Below are 15707 nucleotides of genomic sequence, written 5' to 3'. Positions count from 1 at the left end.
ACGATACCCGATATTCTAAAGTGTTGCTGGCCGATCAGGCACGCAGCGGCCGCCGCGTGCTCTGCTCCAGCCGCCGCAGCAGCGATTCGATCGAGGGCGCGCTGGCCGCTTCGGTCGGCGCGCGCGGCAGTTCGACGCTGGCGATCCGCTCGCCATCGACCAGCGCGACCGGGCGCAACGATGCGACCGGACGCACCGGCTCGCGCGGCACCGCCGGCAGCGCCTCGGGATGGAAGGCGGCGAGCGGCATGTCGAGGTCGGCCGGGATCGCCTGCACCACCAGCACCGGCGACGAATCGGCATCGTCCTGCGCGGGGTCCTGCGCCGGCGGCATCGGCGCGCCGAGGTCGGCGGCGGACAGCGGCTTGCGCGCGGGCGCATCGGGATGCGCATCGGCGCGGCGCAGCACCGGCACGCCCTCCTGCGCGACCGGCCGCGGCGCGAACAGGCCGTCGGGACCGACCAGCAGGAACAGCGCCGACCAGCTCACCGCCGCAGCGAGCGCCCCCGCGCCCAGCGCCAGCACCGCCCGCGCGGTCGTGCCGAGCGGCGGTTCCGCCACCGCGATCAGGCCGGGCAATCCGCTCTGCCATACCCAATCCTCCAGCAGCGTCTGCGGCAGCAACAGGAACAGCGCCGCGGCGGCAAGCCCCGCCATGATCGCGCCGCCCGGTGCGATCCATGCGGGCGCCCGGGAAAGGGTCAAATTCCGGCTGGTGAACGCTGCCATGATCCATCCACTGTCGCGGCTGCCATCAGCCGCTGGTAAATTGGTTCGTAACGACAAATGTTTGACGACCAGTTACGCTCCGCCGCGACGAACGCCCGCCCCCGCGCCCGCCGCGCCTCCCAGCCGCTACGGTCGGCGAGCAGGCCCGCCAGCGCCGTCGCGATCGCATCCGGATCGTCGGCGCGGAACAGCGTCCCCGTCTCGCCGTCGCGGATCAGCTCGCGATGGCCGCCGACGTCCGATGCCGCGACCAGCTTGCCCTGCGCCATCGCCTCCAGCGGTTTCAGCGGCGTGACCAGCTCGGTCAGCCGCATCGCCTTGCGCGGATAGGCGAGGATGTCGACCAGCGCATAATAACGCTCCACCGCGGTATGCGGCACGCGTCCGACGAAGCGGATCGCATCCGCCACCGGCGATGCCGCCGCCTGCGCCCGCAACGCCGCCTCCATCGGCCCGCCGCCGACCAGCAGCAGCCGTGCCCTGGGCCGCGCCGCGACCAGCGCCGGCATCGCCGCGATCAGATCGTCGAGTCCCTCGTAATCGTAGAAGCTGCCGATGAAGCCGATCGTCTCGCAATCCTCCAGCCCGAGCTCGCGCGCGAGCTCGGCATCGCGCGCCACCGGTTCGCCGAACAGCGTGAGGTCGACGCCATTGGGCGACACCACGATCTTGTCCGCCGCCACCCCGCGCGCGACCAGATCGCCGCGCAGCCCGTCGCAGATCACCGCCACCGCATCGGCGCGCCGCACCGCCCAGCCCTCCAGCGCCCGCGTCGCGCGATATTTCGCCGATCCCTCGCGCCCCGTGCCGTTGCCGACCGCCGCATCCTCCCAGAACGCCCGGATTTCATAGACCAGCGGCAGACCGCGCCGCCGCGCCACCCGCAGCGCCGCCAGTGCGTCGAGCACCGGCGAATGCGCGTGCAGAATATCGGGCCGGAACGATTCGACCGCCGCGTCGATGCGCCGCGCGAACGCCGCGATGCCGGCGAGTTCGCCGACCACCCCGCCGCGCCGCGCCGCGCGGGTGCGGTGGAAGGTGAGGCCGTCGATCGATTCGACCGCGTCGCCGCGATCCGCATGATACCGCGGCCCGGTGACCGCCGCGACCTGCCAGCCGCGCTGTTCCTGCGCCTTCAGGATCGCACGGGTGCGGAAGGTATAGCCGCTCTGCAGCGGCAGTCCGTGGTCGAGGACATGGAGGATGCGCATGCCGTATGCCTTCGCACGCCGCCGCTTAATAGGCCGTCAACCGCATCGCCCCGCGACGAAACCGGGCGTCTCCACCGCGTTACGCACACGTTTCGACTTATATCGATTGTCAGGCGTTCCAGCGCTGCGCTGACTGGCGCGACCTGATTTCGGAGGTAAGTATATGCGTTCCACGTTTCCCAGATATGCCGCTGTCGCGATGATCCTCGCCGGCTCGACCGTCCTCGGCGGGTGCGCCACCAAGGGCTTCGTCCGCGACCAGATCGCGACCGTGAACACCCGGATCGACGGCATGGACGGGCGCCTGCGCACCGTCGAGGGTACGTCGGGACAGGCGCTCGCCCAGGCGCAGGCCGCCGCCGGCCAGGCGCAGCAGAACGGCCAGCGCATCGACCAGATCAACGGCCGCGTCGACGGGCTGGAGCAGCAGCTGCAGCAGCAGGCGCAGCAGCGCCAGCGCAAGCCGCGCGGCTGATCGCCTGACCGCACGCCAGCACGAACGGACGGCTCCGCTGAACAGGACAAAGATGTTCGCGGGGCCGTTCCGCATCGCCTGCCACGCGGCGTTCGCGCTCGCGCTGCTCGTGCCGCCCGCGGCATCGGCGGCGCCGCGCACCCGCAAGCCGGCCGCCAGGATTGCCGACGCGCCACCGCCGGTGCCGCCGATGATGCCGCGATCGGAGGCCGCCAGCCGGATGATCGCCTGGATCGCCGCGGCGCAGGACAATGCCGGCCTGCCCTATGCGGTCGTCGACAAGCAGGCCGCGACACTGTTCCTGTTCGATGCGACCGGCGCGTTGCGCGGCGAGGTCCCGATCCTGCTCGGCGTCGGCGTCGGCGACGATTCGTCCCCGGGCGTCGGGGCCAAGGACCTGTCGGAGATCGGACCGGCCGAGCGGACGACACCCGCGGGCCGCTTCGTCGCGAAGTTCGGACGCGCCTTCGGTCGTCAGCGCGTGCTCTGGGTCGATTACGCCAATTCGGTCGCGCTGCATGCGGTCATCACCACCCATCCAAAGGAACGCCGGGTCGCGCGGCTGCTGTCGCCCTCGCCGGACGACAATCGCATCACCTTCGGCTGCATCAACGTCGCCACGCGCTTCTACGCGGGCACGCTGAGCCCGCTGTTCCGCCGCAAGGGCGGCATCGTCTACGTCCTGCCCGACACGCGGCCGCTCGACGACGTCTTCCCGCGCGTCCGCCTGCTGCCCTATCTCGCCGCCGCCAGCGGCTGAGACCGCCAGAAATAAGGATTCCCGCGATGATGCCGTTGTTGCTCGCCCTGCTCGCCGCGGCGGACCGACCGGTGGTGGTGAGTTCGCTGACCACGCCGCAGCTCGTCGAGCAATGCCGCGGCAAGGACGACGATCCCGCCCCCAATTTCTGCACCGGCTATATCGTCGGCGCCTTCGACACGCTGTCGCAGACGCGCCAGATCTGCCCCGCCGCCACCCGCCTCTCGACCAACGACATGGTCGCGGGCGTGCGCAAATACCTGCGCAAGCGCGGGAACAAGGCAACCGGCGCGCCCGCCTTCGTCGTCCGCGACGCGCTGCGCGCCGCCTTCCCGTGCCGGCGCAAATGACCCCGCCGGCGCGCCACCCACGCACTTAACGCCGCATCAACCCCTCCCCGCCTATGGCGGCGCGGGAAAGGAGCGGCGACACCATGATCGACAATCTGTCGCTGGGCCTCACCCACGGGCTGATGCTGCTCGCCGCCTGGCTGCTGCTCCGGCGCCCCGATCTCGATTCCGAAGCGCCGCCGCCGCGCCACTGGCGCGCGCGGACGCGGCCGCAGGACCCGCCGCCCGGTGCGTGACCTCGTCTTCGTCGCCTTCCTCGCCGCGATCTTCGGGATGGGGCTGCGCCGGCCGTTCATCCTCGTGCTCGCCTATGTCTATATCGACATCGTCTCGCCGCAGCGGCTGACCTACATCCTGCTCAACACCGTGCCGATCTCGCTGATCGCGGTCGCGCTGGCGGTCGGTGGCTGGCTGCTGATGGACGCCAAGTCGGACAGCCGCTTCACCCCCCGGCAGGGGCTGATCGTCGTCCTCCTCCTCTATTGCTGGGCGACGACGGCAGGCGCCGACTTCCCGCTCGATGCGAAGGACAAATGGGACTGGGTGTGGAAATGCCTCGCCTTCGCCGCCTTCCTGCCGCTGACGCTGCGCACGCGCCTGCGGATCGAGGCGCTGCTCCTGTTCATGATCCTGTCCGCCGCGTCGATCATCATCGTCGGCGGCATCAAGACCGCGGCGGGCGGCGGCGGCTATGGCCAGCTCGACCTGATGGTGAACAACAATTCGGGCCTGTACGAGGGCAGCACCATCTCCACCGTTGCGATCGCGATCGTGCCGCTGATCGCCTGGTTCATGCGCTACGGCACGATCTTCCGCCCGGACTGGAAGGTGAAGGGCTTCTGCCTGTGCCTGATCTTCGCCTGCCTGCTGATCCCGATCGGCACCTCGACCCGCACCGGCCTGCTCTGCATCCTCCTCGTCGCGCTGCTGTCGCTGCGCAACGCGAAGCGCAAACTGCTCTATTTGACGATGATCGGCGCGGTGGCATTGACCAGCATCCCCTTCCTGCCGGCGAGCTTCACCGACCGGATGAGCACGATCAAGAGCCACGACGCCGACGAATCCGCCTCGACCCGGCTCGCCGTCTGGCAATGGACGATCGACTATGCCCGGGCGCATCCCTTCGGTGGCGGGTTCGAGGCGTATCGCGGCAACCGCATCCGCTATGAGATCAAGCGTGCCGACGGCGCCGGCCCCGCTCCCGCGGTCGCCGATCAGGCGGTGACCGACAAGGCGCGCGGCTATCACAGCGCCTATTTCGAGATGCTCGGCGAACAGGGCTATCCCGGCCTCGTGCTCTGGCTCGCGATCAGCCTGATCGGCCTGGTCCGCATGGAGGTGCTGCGCCGCCGCTATCGCGATGCGGAGGGCGAATTTGGCTGGGCCGGACCCTTGGCCGCGGCGTTGCAGACGGCGCATCTGGTCTATCTGCTCGGCGCCGCCTTCATCGCCATCGCCTTCCAGCCGTTCGTCTACATGCTGATCGGTGCGCAGATCGGCCTCGATTCCTACCTCGCCCGCCGCCGCGCCGAAACGGCGAAGGTGCCGATGCGCAAGCCGAGGCCCGCAGCGGCGCTCGCGGCGTGACCGGCGAGCTGCGCGCCCTCACCAGCGTCCGCGGGATCGCGGCATGGCTGGTCGTCCTCTACCATATCCGCGGCGCGATCGCCGGCCTGCCCGCCGGTATCGAGGCGCTGCTCGCCCGGGGCTATCTCGCGGTCGATTTCTTCTTCCTGCTGTCCGGCTTCGTCATCTGGCTGACGTGGCACGATCGCCTGCGCACGCCGGGCGCGTCGTGGCGCTTCCTGCAAAAGCGGATCGCGCGCATCTGGCCGCTGCATGCGGTGATGCTCGGCTTCGGCGTCGCGCTCGCGCTGCTGTTGCGCGCCACCGGCCGCGACGATCCGGCATTTCCATTCGCAGAGCTGCCGCTCCACCTGCTGCTGATCCAGAACTGGGGGTTCACCGACGCGCTGCGCTGGAACGATCCGTCCTGGTCGATCAGCTGCGAACTCGCCGCCTATCTGCTCTTCCCGCTGCTGGTCGTGGCGGTCGACTGGCGCCGCCTGCCGACGCCCGCGCTGGTCGGCATCGCCGCCGCAATCCTGCTCGCACTGCACGGCGCGATGCAGGGCGCGCCCTCGCTCGGCACGGACATTCCCCGCTACGGCCTGATCCGCTGCCTGTGCGAATTCGCGACCGGCACGATCCTCGCCGCGCTGTTCCTGCGAACAAGGGCGCACGGCAGCATCGCGATCCCCGGGCTCGCGACCGCCGCGACCGCCGCCGCATGGGCGCTCGGCGCGCCCGAAACGCTCGCCGCGCCCGCCACCTTCGCCGGGCTGCTGCTGACGCTGGCGCATACCGCGGGCCGCCGTGGCCACCCGCTGGAAGGGCGCGCGATCCATTATCTGGGGGACATCAGCTACGCGACCTATCTGTCGCATTTTCTGCTGTGGAAGGCGTTCCGCCTCCCGCTCGACGCCGCCATGCTCCCGACATGGCTGATCGCCGGCTATCTGGCGCTGGTGCTCACCGCCTCCGTCGCGCTCTACCATCTGGTCGAGCGCCCGGCGCAGCGGCGGATCAACGCGCTGTCGATCCGCCGCCGGTTCGTACCGGCCGCCTAGGGCCGATGGGCTCAGGCGTCCTCGGTCTCTTCGGCCAGTTCCTCTTCCAGCGCCGCGATGATCGCCGCGTTGAAGGCGGGGATATCGTCGGGCTTGCGGCTGGTGATGAGGTTGCCGTCGACCACGACCGCCTCGTCCACCACGTCCGCGCCGGCATTCTCCAGATCGGTGCGCACCGACGGCCAGCTGGTCACGCGCCGGCCGTCGACCACGTCCGCCTCGACCAGCAGCCACGGCGCGTGGCAGATCGCGGCGACGATCTTGTCGTCCTCCATGAATTCGGTGACGATCTCGATCGCCCGCTCCTCCAGCCGCATCTTGTCGGGATTGCCGACGCCGCCCGGCAGCACCAGCGCGTCGTAATCGTCGGTATCGACGTCCTCCAGCGTCAGCTCGGGCGTGATGCTCTCGCCCTTCTCGCTGTCGTTGACGACACCCTGGATCGGATCGGTCGCGATCGACGCCAGCGTCACCGTCGCGCCCGCGTCGATCAGCGCCTGCCGCGGCTTGAACAATTCGTCCTGCTCGAAACCGTCGGTCGCGATCATCAGCACGCGGGCTTGGGCGAGGTCGGCCATGACGAGTAACTCCTGTGATTGGGGAATGCCGGGCCTTAACCCCCGCATCGACCCGCCCGTTCCCGGAACACACCGTCGGTCCTGCGCATTTCCGATAACCTGCTGAAAGGATGCGCCGGGTGGCAATGCGGATTACCTATTGCGACGATTCGAAACCGGGCATCACCCGCCGGAAGGTCCGCAACGGCTGGGCCTATTATGCCCCCGACGGCGACCGCATCACCGACCGCGACGAGATCGACCGCCTCAACGCGGTCGGCCTGCCCCCCGCCTATCGCGACGCCTGGTTCTGTCCCCGCGCCAACGGCCATATCCAGGCGATCGGCTGGGACGAGAAGGGTCGCAAGCAATATCGCTACCACACCGGCTTCCGCGAGGCGCAGGAGGCGGCGAAATACGAGAAATGCGCCGATTTCGGCCATTGCCTGCCAAAGATCCGCAAACAGGTGGACGACGACCTGACCGCACGCGGCCTCGGCAAGGACCGTGCGGTCGCTGCGGTCGTGCGCCTGCTCGACATCGGCCATATCCGCGTCGGCAACGAAGCCTATGCCGAGGCGAACAAGAGCTATGGCGCGACCACGCTGCGCAAGGATCACGGCAGCGTCCGCGGCGACACGCTCAAGCTCCGCTACACGGGCAAGTCCGGCAAGGAACGGGACATGAAGGTCACCGACAAACGCCTCGCCGCCACCGTCCGCAAGATGCAGGATCTCGACGAGCAGCATCTCTTCGCCTGGGTCGACGACGACGGCACGGCGCACCCGGTGACCTCGTCGGACGTCAACGACTATATCCGCCGCGCCGGCGGCGGCGACTTCACCGCCAAGCATTTCCGCACCTGGGGCGCCAGCGTCACCGCATTCGAGGCGCTGGCCAGCGCCGAGGCGGACCTCAGCCTCAAGGCGATGCTGGAGCCGGTCGTCGCCCGCCTCGGCAACACGCCCGCGATCGCGCGCAAAAGCTACGTCCACCCCGCGCTCATCGCCCTCGTCAAAAAGGGGCAGAGCACCTTCCGCAAGGCGCTGCGCCTGCCGCGCTCCGCCCGCTATCTCAGCCGCGCCGAACGCGGCCTCATCGCGTTCCTCGAAGCCGGAACGCCCGCGACCCTGCCCGATCTGAAGGCAGCCGCCTGAAAAGAGTATCCATGGCCAATAGCACTACCACCGCCGCCCGGGCGCCGATCTTCGATGCCGACAACGTCCAGGATCAGGTGTCCGATCTCTACGTTGCCAGCGAGCTGTGGCTGCACACGCACTGGCTGCAAATCCTGATCGCCTTCGCGGTCGGCGCGGTCATCGTCATCGCGCTGCACGGCCTGCGCCGGCTCGGCAACCGGCTGTGCGACACGCCGCTCGGCACGGGCGAGCTCGCCCGGCGCGGCTGGGGGACGATCGTCGGCCGTGCGATCACCCGCACCAGCAATTTCTTCATCGTCATGCTCGCCGCGAAGCTGGTCGTGGGGTACGCCGGCGCGCCCAGCCAGGTGTCGACCACGGTCGACTTCCTGTGGACCGTCGCCTCGGTGTTCCAAGCAGCGATCTGGGCGCGCGAGCTGATCCTCGGCGCGATCGAGCACCGCACCAGCAGCGAACATTACAGCGGCGAGGCGCTGCTGTCGGCGATGGGCCTCATCCGCCTCCTCGTCACCGTCGCGCTGTTCGCGATCGCCCTCGTCGTCGTGCTCGACAACCTGGGAGTCAACGTCAATGGCCTCATCGCCGGCCTCGGCGTCGGCGGCATCGCTATCGGTCTGGCAGCGCAGGGAATTTTCGGCGACCTGTTCGCCGCGCTCGCGATCATCTTCGACCGCCCGTTCCGCCGCGGCGACAAGATCAGCTACGGCACCACCAGCGGCGTCATCGAATCGATCGGCCTCAAGAGCACCCGCATCCGCGCCTTCACCGGCGAGCTGCGCGTCATCAGCAACAAGCAGCTGCTCGACAAGGAAATCCAGAACACCAGCGTCCGCGACCATATCCGCATTAGCTTCACGATCGGCGCCGCCTACGAAACCCCGCCCGACACGCTCGCCCGCATCCCCGCGCTGCTCCGCGAGATCGTCGAGGCCGAAGGCGGCAAGGTCGCGCGCAGCGGCTTCGAGACGTTCGGCGCCTCCAGTCTCGACTTCGCGCTCCAGTTCGACATCCCCGGCGACGACTGGGCCACCGCCCACCCGATGCGCGACCGCATCATGGTGGGCATCATGACCCGCTTCGCCGCCGAAGGGATCGTCATCCCCTATCCCACGCAGACCACCTACACCGCCGCGCCCGACGGCACGCTGGTGATGCCGTACGCCGTGCCGGTGGAGGGGCAAACGGCATCGGCGTAGCGCCGATCAGCCGTGCGTCATCGCTTGACGTCCGCTGGTGTGATCGTCTGGCCGGCGACCTTCCAGATTTGCCTGTCCGGCGTTCCGACGAACACGGGCATACGGAGGTTATAAGACGCGAACACATGGATTTCGGTTGGTACGGGGTCGAGCAGATGATTGACGATGACGCCAACCGGTTTGGCTTTTGGGGGGAGGCTGGGAATTTCAACGTTAAGGCATGCAACGCTATAGGGCCGGTTCGCCACTATCGCGCCGTCAGCGCCGACGATCACGCGATAATTTCCGCCAATCGGGTAAGATCGCAAGTCCAGTTGCGCCGACAGCAAGTAGACGATGCTCGGGCCGCCGTTAGGTGACGGAAGAACGACCGTGTTGAACGGAGCGGCAGTGCAAGGCTTGTAACCGAGCCTCACTGCCGCCGCAGCCGCATTCTCACGCGCTCTCGCCAACAAAGACTGCGCCGGCGTCAGCGGTGTTGGCGTCACCGTCAGATCACTGTCGACCACCTTGCCGTCTCGAACGTCCGCATGGAAAAAGGCACGCGCATCCACGCCCTTACCGCGAAAATACGTTACCCGAAGCCCCTGCCCGTCGATCGGTTCGACCACATAACCGCCGATGCCGGTGAGCTGATCCTTGGTCACCTTGGCCGCCAGGGCATCCGAGCTCACCCATGCCGCGCGATCGTACAGATATAGCAGCCCACCGATTTTGGCGGCTTGCGCAAGGCGTTGCTGGTGGGCGACCGCGGACGAAGGTTGGGACGGCACGGGCGGCACCGCCTGTTGCGATACCAGAGCTGCCAAGGCAAACCCCTGCAAGACCGTCATGCTTCCCCCGTTTCGCCGTCCATGCCGCCCGTCTTCCACCCATGCGATGACATGCACAAGTCGGCAGCGCTACGGCGACCATCGGTTTACCGACGGCATGGGCGGCCCGCCTAGATCCCCCCTTCGTCGAGGCTCAGCAATGTCGCATTGCCGCCGGCGGAGGTCGTGTCGACCGACACGGCCCGTTCCGCGCAGAAGCGGTAGAGGTAATGCGGTCCACCCGCCTTGGGTCCGGTTCCCGACAGTCCCTCTCCGCCGAACGGCTGCGATCCGACCACCGCGCCGATCATCGAGCGGTTGATGTAGAGGTTGCCGACCGCCGCAGCCGCTTCGGTCACCTCGGCCGCGCGCGCGATGCGGCTGTGCAAGCCCATCGTCAGGCCATAGCCCTTGGCGTTGACCCGGGCGATCGTATCGGCGAGCTTGCCCGCTTCCCAGGTCGCGACGTGCAGGATCGGCCCGAACCATTCGCGATCCAGGTCCTCGATAGCATCGAGCTGGACCAGTGTCGGCGGCACGAACAGCCCGTCGGCCGGAGCGTCGAGCGTCTTGAGCGTCCGGTCCGTGACGGTTGTGCGATAGGCCATCAGCTTGTCGTATGACGGTTGGTCGATCACTGGTCCCACGTCGGTGGCCGGATCGGCCGGATCGCCGAGGCGCAGCGTCTCCATCGCACCGGTCAGCATGTGGATGACGGTGTCCGCGACATCCTCCTGCACGAGCAGCAGCCGCAGCGCCGAACAGCGCTGTCCCGCCGAGCGGAACGAGGAGGTGACGACGTCCGCCACCACCTGTTCGGGCAGCGCGGTCGAATCGACGATCATCGTGTTGATCCCGCCCGTCTCCGCGATCAGCGGCACGATCGGGCGATCGTCGTCCTCCACCAACGTCCGCGCGATCCGCTTGGCGGTCGCGGTCGATCCGGTGAAGGCGACGCCCGCGACGCGCACATCGGCGGTCAGCGCCGCGCCGGCCTCCGGCCCGCCGGTCACCAGCACCAGCGCATCCGCCGGCACGCCCGCGCGATGCGCCAGCTCGACCGCGAAGCGCGCGATTGCGGGCGTCTGCGGTGCCGGCTTGGCGACGACGCAATTGCCCGCGACCAGCGCCGCGACCGTCTGGCCGAGGAAGATCGCCAGCGGGAAATTCCACGGAGCGATCGTCGCCCACACGCCGCGGCCCTCGATATGCAACATGTTGCGCTCGCCGGTCGGCCCGGGCAGCTCGACCGGCCGCAACCGCGCCCGCGCCTCGCCCGCATAATAGCGACAGAAATCGGCCGCCTCGCGCACCTCGCCGATCGCATCGGGGATCGTCTTGAACGCCTCCTGCACGCAGATCGCCATCAGCCGGTCGCGATTCTCCTCGAGCAGGTCGGCGAGCCGTTCGAGGCAGGCGGCACGCTCGTCCACCGGCGTCGCCGACCAGGCGGGAAAGGCGGCATGCGCGCGGGTGACGGCGGCCCTGACTAGCCCCTCCCCTTCAGGGGAGGGGTTGGGGGTGGTGGAGGTCTCACCGAGACCTGTACCACGTGACTCCCCCACCCCAACCTCTCCCCTGAAGGGGAGGGGCTTTTTGACCGCCGCCACCGCGGCCTCCAGCGTCGCGACATCGCTCAGGTCCAGCCCGCGCGAATTGCGATGCCCCGGCGCGAACAGATCCTTGGGCAACGGAATGCTGGGATGCCGCGTGCCGCCGACCGCAGCGATCTTCGCCACCGGGTCTGCAAGGATCTCGTCCTCGCTCAGCCGCGCATCCGCCAGCTGGTGGACGAAGCTCGAATTGGCGCCATTCTCCAGCAGGCGCCGCACCAGATAGGCGAGCAGGTCGCGATGCCCCCCGACCGGCGCATAGATGCGGCAATGATAGCCGTTCTCGCGCACCAGCCGCTCGTACAGGCCGTCGCCCATGCCGTGCAGCCGCTGGAATTCGAAATCGCGCGCATTCCCCGCCCATTCCAGGATCGTCGCCACCGTCAGCGCATTGTGGCTGGCGAAGGCGGGGCGGATATTCTCCGCCGCCAGCATGTCCTTCGCCACTGCCAGATAGGATACGTCGGTCGCCGCCTTGCGTGTGAACAGCGGATAATCGTCCAGCCCCTCGACCTGCGTCCGCTTGATCTCGCTGTCCCAATAGGCGCCCTTGACCAGCCGGACGTTCATCACCCGGTCCAGCCCGTTCGCCCAGGCGACCACCGGCCGCGCCCGCTTGCCATAGGCCTGCACCGCCATGCCGAACCCGTCCCAGCCCTTCAGCGACGGCAGCGCCGCGACCGCGCCGATGATGTCGAGGCTCATCTCCAGCCGCTCGGACTCCTCCGCATCGACGGTCAGCGCGATGTTCTTCGCCGCCGCCTGCACCGCCAGCGCCTCCAGCATCTCGGTCAGCGCCGGCACGCACTCGCTCCACCGCGCCACCTCGTAGCGCGGGTGCAGCGCCGACAGCTTGACCGATACCGAATGCCCCGCGGCGGGATCGCTGCCGACCGCGTCGATCGCGCCGACATAGGCCTGGAAATAGCGCTCCGCGTCGTCGAACGTCCGCGCCGCTTCGCCGAGCATGTCGAAGCTGGCGGTGAAGCCCTTGTTCTCGCCGCGTTTCATCCGCCGCATCGCCTCGTCGATGGTGCGGCCCATCACGAAGATCTCGCCCATCATCTTCATCGCCGCGCCCACCGCCTGCCGCACGAACGGCTCGCCGGCGCGGCCGATGAGGCGACGCAGCGGCCCCGACGGCCCCTCGCCGACCAGCACGCGCCCGACGACGAGGCCCCAGGTCGCGCTGTTGACCAGCTTGCTGTTCGACCGCCCGGCATGCGCGCGCCAGTCGGCATCGCCCAGCTTGTCGGCGATCAGCAGGTCCGCCGTCTCCGGGTCGGGCACGCGCAGGAACGCCTCGGCAAGGCTGAGCAGCGCGACGCCCTCCGACGAGTTGAGCCGATATTCCTGCAGGAACTGGTTCACCCAGCCGCGGTTCTGCGCCGCGCGCAGGTCCGCCAGCAGCCCCGACGCATGGCCCATGATCCGCTGACGCGAGTCGGGCGACGTGGATGCGCGGTCCAGCAGCGATTTTAGAACATCGGGTTCGCTGGCGCGATACAGTTGTGCCATGGATTTACGGGCGGCAGACGTTACGGCAGAGGACATGTTCAAGCTTTCGGTCGGTCGAGGCTTGCGAGGAACACCCTCCCGCGCCTACAGAATGGCCCGCGTCTAGCGCCAAACGGCAGGCGCCAAAAGCCGGGACCAGAGGCCAAGGAGAGAAACGCGTGGCGACGATCACCATCGACGAGATGAAGGCCAGGATCGGCACCGAAACCGTCTCCGACTGGGTCGAGGTGACGCAGGCGATGATCGACCTGTTCGCCGAGGCGACCGGCGATCACCAGTTCATCCATCTCGATCCCGTCGCCGCCGCGCAGACGCCGTTCGGCGGCACGATCGCGCACGGCTTCCTCACCCTGTCGCTGATGCCGCTGCTCGCGTCGAAGGTGCCGGACGCGCCCCGTCTCGACGGCGTGAAGATGGGCGTCAATTACGGCGGCAACAAAGTCCGCTTCCTCACGCCCGTCCGCTCCGGCAGCAAAGTGCGCGGACGCTTCAAACTGCTCGAATTCGACGAGAAGCGCCCCGGCCAGTTCCAGCAGACCAACGCATTCACCGTCGAGATCGAAGGGCAGCCGAAGCCCGCGATGATCGCCGAATGGATAAGCCAGATCTTCGTCTAACCACCCCATCATCAGCCGAGAGAAACCACCATGCGCTCCGCCGTCATCGTCTCCACCGCCCGCACCCCGATCGGCCGCGCCTACCGCGGCGCCTTCAACAACACGACGCCGCAGGCGCTCGGCGCGCATGCCATCGAACATGCCGTCAAGCGCGCCGGGATCGAGGGGGCGGAGGTCGAGGACGTCGTCTTCGGCGCCGCGCTCCAGCAGGGACATCAGGCGGGCAATATCGCGCGCCAGGTCGCGCTGCGCGCCGGTCTGCCGACCTCGGTATCGGGCATGTCGCTCGACCGCCAGTGCGCCAGCGGCCTGATGGCGATCGCCACCGCGGCCAAGCAGATCATCGTCGACGGCATGGACATCGCGATCGGCGGCGGCGTCGAGAGCATCAGCATGGTCCAGACCCCGCAGATGCGCGTCGCCCCCGACAAGCAGCTGATCGCGATGCACAACGACATCTACATGCCAATGCTCCAGACCGCCGAGACGGTGGCGAAGCGCTACGGCATCGGTCGCGACGTGCAGGACGCCTATGGCCTCCAGTCGCAGCAGCGCACCGCCGCCGCACAGGCCGCGGGCAAGTTCGACGACGAGATCGTGCCGATGGCGGCGACGATGAACGTCGTCGACAAGGCGACCAAGGAGGTCAGCACCAAGGACGTCACCCTGTCGAAGGACGAAGGCAATCGCGCCGACACCACGCTGGAAGGCCTGCAGGCGCTGCAGCCCGTCGTCGGTCCGGACGGCGTCATCACCGCGGGCAACGCCAGCCAGCTGTCGGACGGCGCCTCCGCCTCGGTACTGATGGAGGAAAGCGTCGCGGCGGCGCGCGGCCTCACCCCGCTCGGTCGCTACGTCGGCATGGCGGTCGCCGGCACCAAGCCCGACGAGATGGGCATCGGCCCGGTCTTCGCGATCCCGAAACTGCTCGAGAAGAACGGCCTGACGATGAACGACATCGGCCTGTGGGAGCTGAACGAGGCGTTTGCGGTCCAGGTCCTCTATTGCCGCGACACGCTCGGCATCCCCGACGAACTGCTCAACGTCAACGGCGGCGCCATCTCGATCGGCCACCCCTATGGCATGTCCGGCGCCCGCATGACCGGCCACGCGCTGATCGAGGGCAAGCGGCGCGGCGCGAAGTACGTCGTCGTCACGATGTGCATCGGCGGCGGCATGGGCGCGGCCGGGCTGTTCGAGGTGCTGTAAACTTGAACTTCACCCCGTTCGGGGATATTTAGACGGCGGACATTGTCATTGGTGTCCTCCTTGTATGGGCCTCGACCGTTGCAGCGGTCGGGGCCCAAAACGTTTGGGGTTCGAGTTGCAGCCCGAACCCCGCCCGTGTGCCTTACCTGTTGCGACTATCGACGATCTTCACGGTCAGAGCCGCAAAGGCGATGATGACGCCCAGGATCTGGCACAAGTCGGCCACCGTCATTGCGGTATCCTCCTTGTGGTGACGGCGGGATTGCCGCCGTCGATGATCGTGACCGATGCGGCCCCATCGCGCAACCAACCCCCATCGCGCTCGTTCTCCCGCCAACACCCGCACAGGAGACGATGCATGGCCGATCACGACAGCCCACAGGAAATCGCCGCCAAGTTCCTCGACAAACTGAAATCCAGCCCGTTCGTGATGATCGGCCTGCATGACGGCGGCCATTCCGAACCGATGACCGCGCAGATCGACGACGATCAGCCCAATACGCTGTTCTTCTTCGCCGGCAGGGACAATCGCATCGCCAAGGGCGGCGACGCGATGGCGCAGTTCGTCGGCAAGGGGCACGATTTCTTCGCCTGCCTCGCCGGCACCGTCAGCCAGGACGACGACCGCGCGCAGATCGACAAGCTGTGGAATAACCAGGTCGATGCCTGGTTCCCGAACGGCAAGGACGATCCCAACCTGACGCTGCTGCGTTTCGACATCGACAGTGCCGAGCTGTGGGAAACCGACATATCGATCTCGGGTCGCGTCAAGATGCTGTTCGGCGGCACCATCCGCGGTGACGAATCGAGCAGCCATGCGGTGGTCGACTCGGTCGCCTGACACGAAAAAGGGGCGGTTCGCGCCGCCC

The 15707-nt window shown here is 68.1% G+C and carries 16 protein-coding genes; 11 read left to right on the top strand and 5 right to left on the bottom strand.

The features are described from left to right. Nucleotides 1–34: 34 nt before the first annotated feature. Together B2515_RS11605 and B2515_RS11600 are read right to left on the bottom strand one after the other, a co-directional pair. A complete protein-coding gene (locus B2515_RS11605; protein ID WP_293876453.1) occupies nt 35–730 on the bottom strand; it encodes a hypothetical protein in 696 nt (231 codons plus the stop codon). Further along, nucleotides 703–1941 (bottom strand): TIGR04063 family PEP-CTERM/XrtA system glycosyltransferase, encoded by a 1239-nt coding sequence (locus B2515_RS11600; protein WP_293876451.1) that lies wholly within the window; start codon nt 1939–1941, stop codon nt 703–705. Before B2515_RS11600 ends, B2515_RS11605 begins: the two co-directional genes overlap by 28 nt. A gap of 163 nt (nt 1942–2104) precedes the next feature. Here B2515_RS11600 and B2515_RS11595 point away from each other — a divergent pair, with 163 nt between their 5' ends. The 6 genes from B2515_RS11595 (at nt 2105) to B2515_RS11570 (ending at nt 6156) form a co-directional block, all read left to right on the top strand. Then, the gene (locus tag B2515_RS11595; RefSeq protein ID WP_293876449.1) at nt 2105–2416 is read left to right on the top strand and encodes a hypothetical protein; all 312 of its coding nucleotides are present in this window, start codon (nt 2105–2107) and stop codon (nt 2414–2416) included. Nucleotides 2417–2468: 52 nt separating this feature from the next. Next, a complete protein-coding gene (locus B2515_RS11590; RefSeq protein WP_293876447.1) occupies nt 2469–3176 on the top strand; it encodes a hypothetical protein in 708 nt (235 codons plus the stop codon). 26 nt (nt 3177–3202) lie between these two features. Then, nucleotides 3203–3526, top strand: coding sequence for a Rap1a/Tai family immunity protein (locus tag B2515_RS11585; protein ID WP_293876445.1), 324 nt, complete (start codon nt 3203–3205; stop codon nt 3524–3526). An 83-nt stretch (nt 3527–3609) separates the two neighbouring features. After that, nucleotides 3610–3762 carry a hypothetical protein gene (locus B2515_RS11580; protein WP_293876443.1) on the top strand — a complete coding sequence of 51 codons (153 nt, stop codon included), beginning with the start codon at nt 3610–3612 and terminating at the stop codon, nt 3760–3762. After that, nucleotides 3755–5113, top strand: coding sequence for a DUF5935 domain-containing protein (locus B2515_RS11575; RefSeq protein ID WP_293876441.1), 1359 nt, complete (start codon nt 3755–3757; stop codon nt 5111–5113). Before B2515_RS11580 ends, B2515_RS11575 begins: the two co-directional genes overlap by 8 nt. Further along, nucleotides 5110–6156, top strand: a complete 1047-nt coding sequence (locus B2515_RS11570) for an acyltransferase family protein (RefSeq protein WP_293876439.1) — start codon at nt 5110–5112, stop codon at nt 6154–6156. The genes B2515_RS11575 and B2515_RS11570 overlap by 4 nt, the downstream gene beginning before the upstream one ends. Nucleotides 6157–6167: 11 nt before the next feature. Here B2515_RS11570 and B2515_RS11565 read toward each other — a convergent pair whose 3' ends face one another. Continuing rightward, on the bottom strand, nt 6168–6734 hold the full coding sequence (locus tag B2515_RS11565; protein WP_293876437.1) for a type 1 glutamine amidotransferase domain-containing protein: 567 nt from the start codon (nt 6732–6734) through the stop codon (nt 6168–6170). A gap of 125 nt (nt 6735–6859) precedes the next feature. Between B2515_RS11565 and B2515_RS11560 the strand changes: the two genes are divergently transcribed. Continuing rightward, complete coding sequence (locus B2515_RS11560) at nt 6860–7870, top strand: DNA topoisomerase IB (RefSeq protein WP_293876810.1); 1011 nt, start codon at nt 6860–6862, stop codon at nt 7868–7870. Between the two features lie 11 nt (nt 7871–7881). Then, nucleotides 7882–9069 (top strand): mechanosensitive ion channel family protein, encoded by a 1188-nt coding sequence (locus tag B2515_RS11555; protein ID WP_293876435.1) that lies wholly within the window; start codon nt 7882–7884, stop codon nt 9067–9069. Nucleotides 9070–9086: 17 nt separating this feature from the next. Here the strand turns inward: B2515_RS11555 and B2515_RS11550 are convergent, their stop codons facing one another. Together B2515_RS11550 and putA are read right to left on the bottom strand one after the other, a co-directional pair. Beyond that, the gene (locus tag B2515_RS11550) at nt 9087–9902 is read right to left on the bottom strand and encodes a hypothetical protein (RefSeq protein ID WP_293876433.1); all 816 of its coding nucleotides are present in this window, start codon (nt 9900–9902) and stop codon (nt 9087–9089) included. A 110-nt stretch (nt 9903–10012) separates the two neighbouring features. Continuing rightward, on the bottom strand, nt 10013–13012 hold the full coding sequence (gene putA, locus B2515_RS11545) for a bifunctional proline dehydrogenase/L-glutamate gamma-semialdehyde dehydrogenase PutA (RefSeq protein WP_414711389.1): 3000 nt from the start codon (nt 13010–13012) through the stop codon (nt 10013–10015). 182 nt (nt 13013–13194) lie between these two features. Here putA and B2515_RS11540 point away from each other — a divergent pair, with 182 nt between their 5' ends. The 3 genes from B2515_RS11540 (at nt 13195) to B2515_RS11530 (ending at nt 15679) form a co-directional block, all read left to right on the top strand. Then, the gene (locus B2515_RS11540; protein WP_293876808.1) at nt 13195–13629 is read left to right on the top strand and encodes a MaoC family dehydratase; all 435 of its coding nucleotides are present in this window, start codon (nt 13195–13197) and stop codon (nt 13627–13629) included. Between the two features lie 30 nt (nt 13630–13659). After that, nucleotides 13660–14838: an acetyl-CoA C-acyltransferase gene (locus B2515_RS11535; RefSeq protein ID WP_293876429.1), complete on the top strand. Its 1179-nt coding sequence runs from the start codon at nt 13660–13662 to the stop codon at nt 14836–14838. Nucleotides 14839–15196: 358 nt separating this feature from the next. Beyond that, on the top strand, nt 15197–15679 hold the full coding sequence (locus B2515_RS11530) for a pyridoxamine 5'-phosphate oxidase family protein (RefSeq protein WP_293876427.1): 483 nt from the start codon (nt 15197–15199) through the stop codon (nt 15677–15679). Nucleotides 15680–15707: the final 28 nt, after the last annotated feature.

Origin of the sequence: Sphingomonas sp. UBA978, assembly GCF_002292295.1 — a bacterium.
Taxonomy (GTDB): domain Bacteria; phylum Pseudomonadota; class Alphaproteobacteria; order Sphingomonadales; family Sphingomonadaceae; genus Sphingomonas.
Note: the sequence above shows the minus strand (reverse complement) of the source record. Positions and strands in the feature narration are given on the sequence as shown.

Excerpts from the sequence above, each read along its gene's own strand:
- B2515_RS11605 (WP_293876453.1), bottom strand. The coding sequence starts at position 730 with ATGGCAGCGTTCACCAGCCGGAATTTGACCCTTTCCCGGGCGCCCGCA.
- B2515_RS11600 (WP_293876451.1), bottom strand. The coding sequence starts at position 1,941 with ATGCGCATCCTCCATGTCCTCGACCACGGACTGCCGCTGCAGAGCGGC.
- B2515_RS11595 (WP_293876449.1), top strand. The coding sequence starts at position 2,105 with ATGCGTTCCACGTTTCCCAGATATGCCGCTGTCGCGATGATCCTCGCC.
- B2515_RS11590 (WP_293876447.1), top strand. The coding sequence starts at position 2,469 with ATGTTCGCGGGGCCGTTCCGCATCGCCTGCCACGCGGCGTTCGCGCTC.
- B2515_RS11585 (WP_293876445.1), top strand. The coding sequence starts at position 3,203 with ATGATGCCGTTGTTGCTCGCCCTGCTCGCCGCGGCGGACCGACCGGTG.
- B2515_RS11580 (WP_293876443.1), top strand. The coding sequence starts at position 3,610 with ATGATCGACAATCTGTCGCTGGGCCTCACCCACGGGCTGATGCTGCTC.
- B2515_RS11565 (WP_293876437.1), bottom strand. The coding sequence starts at position 6,734 with ATGGCCGACCTCGCCCAAGCCCGCGTGCTGATGATCGCGACCGACGGT.
- B2515_RS11560 (WP_293876810.1), top strand. The coding sequence starts at position 6,860 with ATGCGGATTACCTATTGCGACGATTCGAAACCGGGCATCACCCGCCGG.
- B2515_RS11555 (WP_293876435.1), top strand. The coding sequence starts at position 7,882 with ATGGCCAATAGCACTACCACCGCCGCCCGGGCGCCGATCTTCGATGCC.
- B2515_RS11550 (WP_293876433.1), bottom strand. The coding sequence starts at position 9,902 with ATGACGGTCTTGCAGGGGTTTGCCTTGGCAGCTCTGGTATCGCAACAG.
- putA (WP_414711389.1), bottom strand. The coding sequence starts at position 13,012 with ATGGCACAACTGTATCGCGCCAGCGAACCCGATGTTCTAAAATCGCTG.
- B2515_RS11540 (WP_293876808.1), top strand. The coding sequence starts at position 13,195 with ATGAAGGCCAGGATCGGCACCGAAACCGTCTCCGACTGGGTCGAGGTG.
- B2515_RS11535 (WP_293876429.1), top strand. The coding sequence starts at position 13,660 with ATGCGCTCCGCCGTCATCGTCTCCACCGCCCGCACCCCGATCGGCCGC.
- B2515_RS11530 (WP_293876427.1), top strand. The coding sequence starts at position 15,197 with ATGGCCGATCACGACAGCCCACAGGAAATCGCCGCCAAGTTCCTCGAC.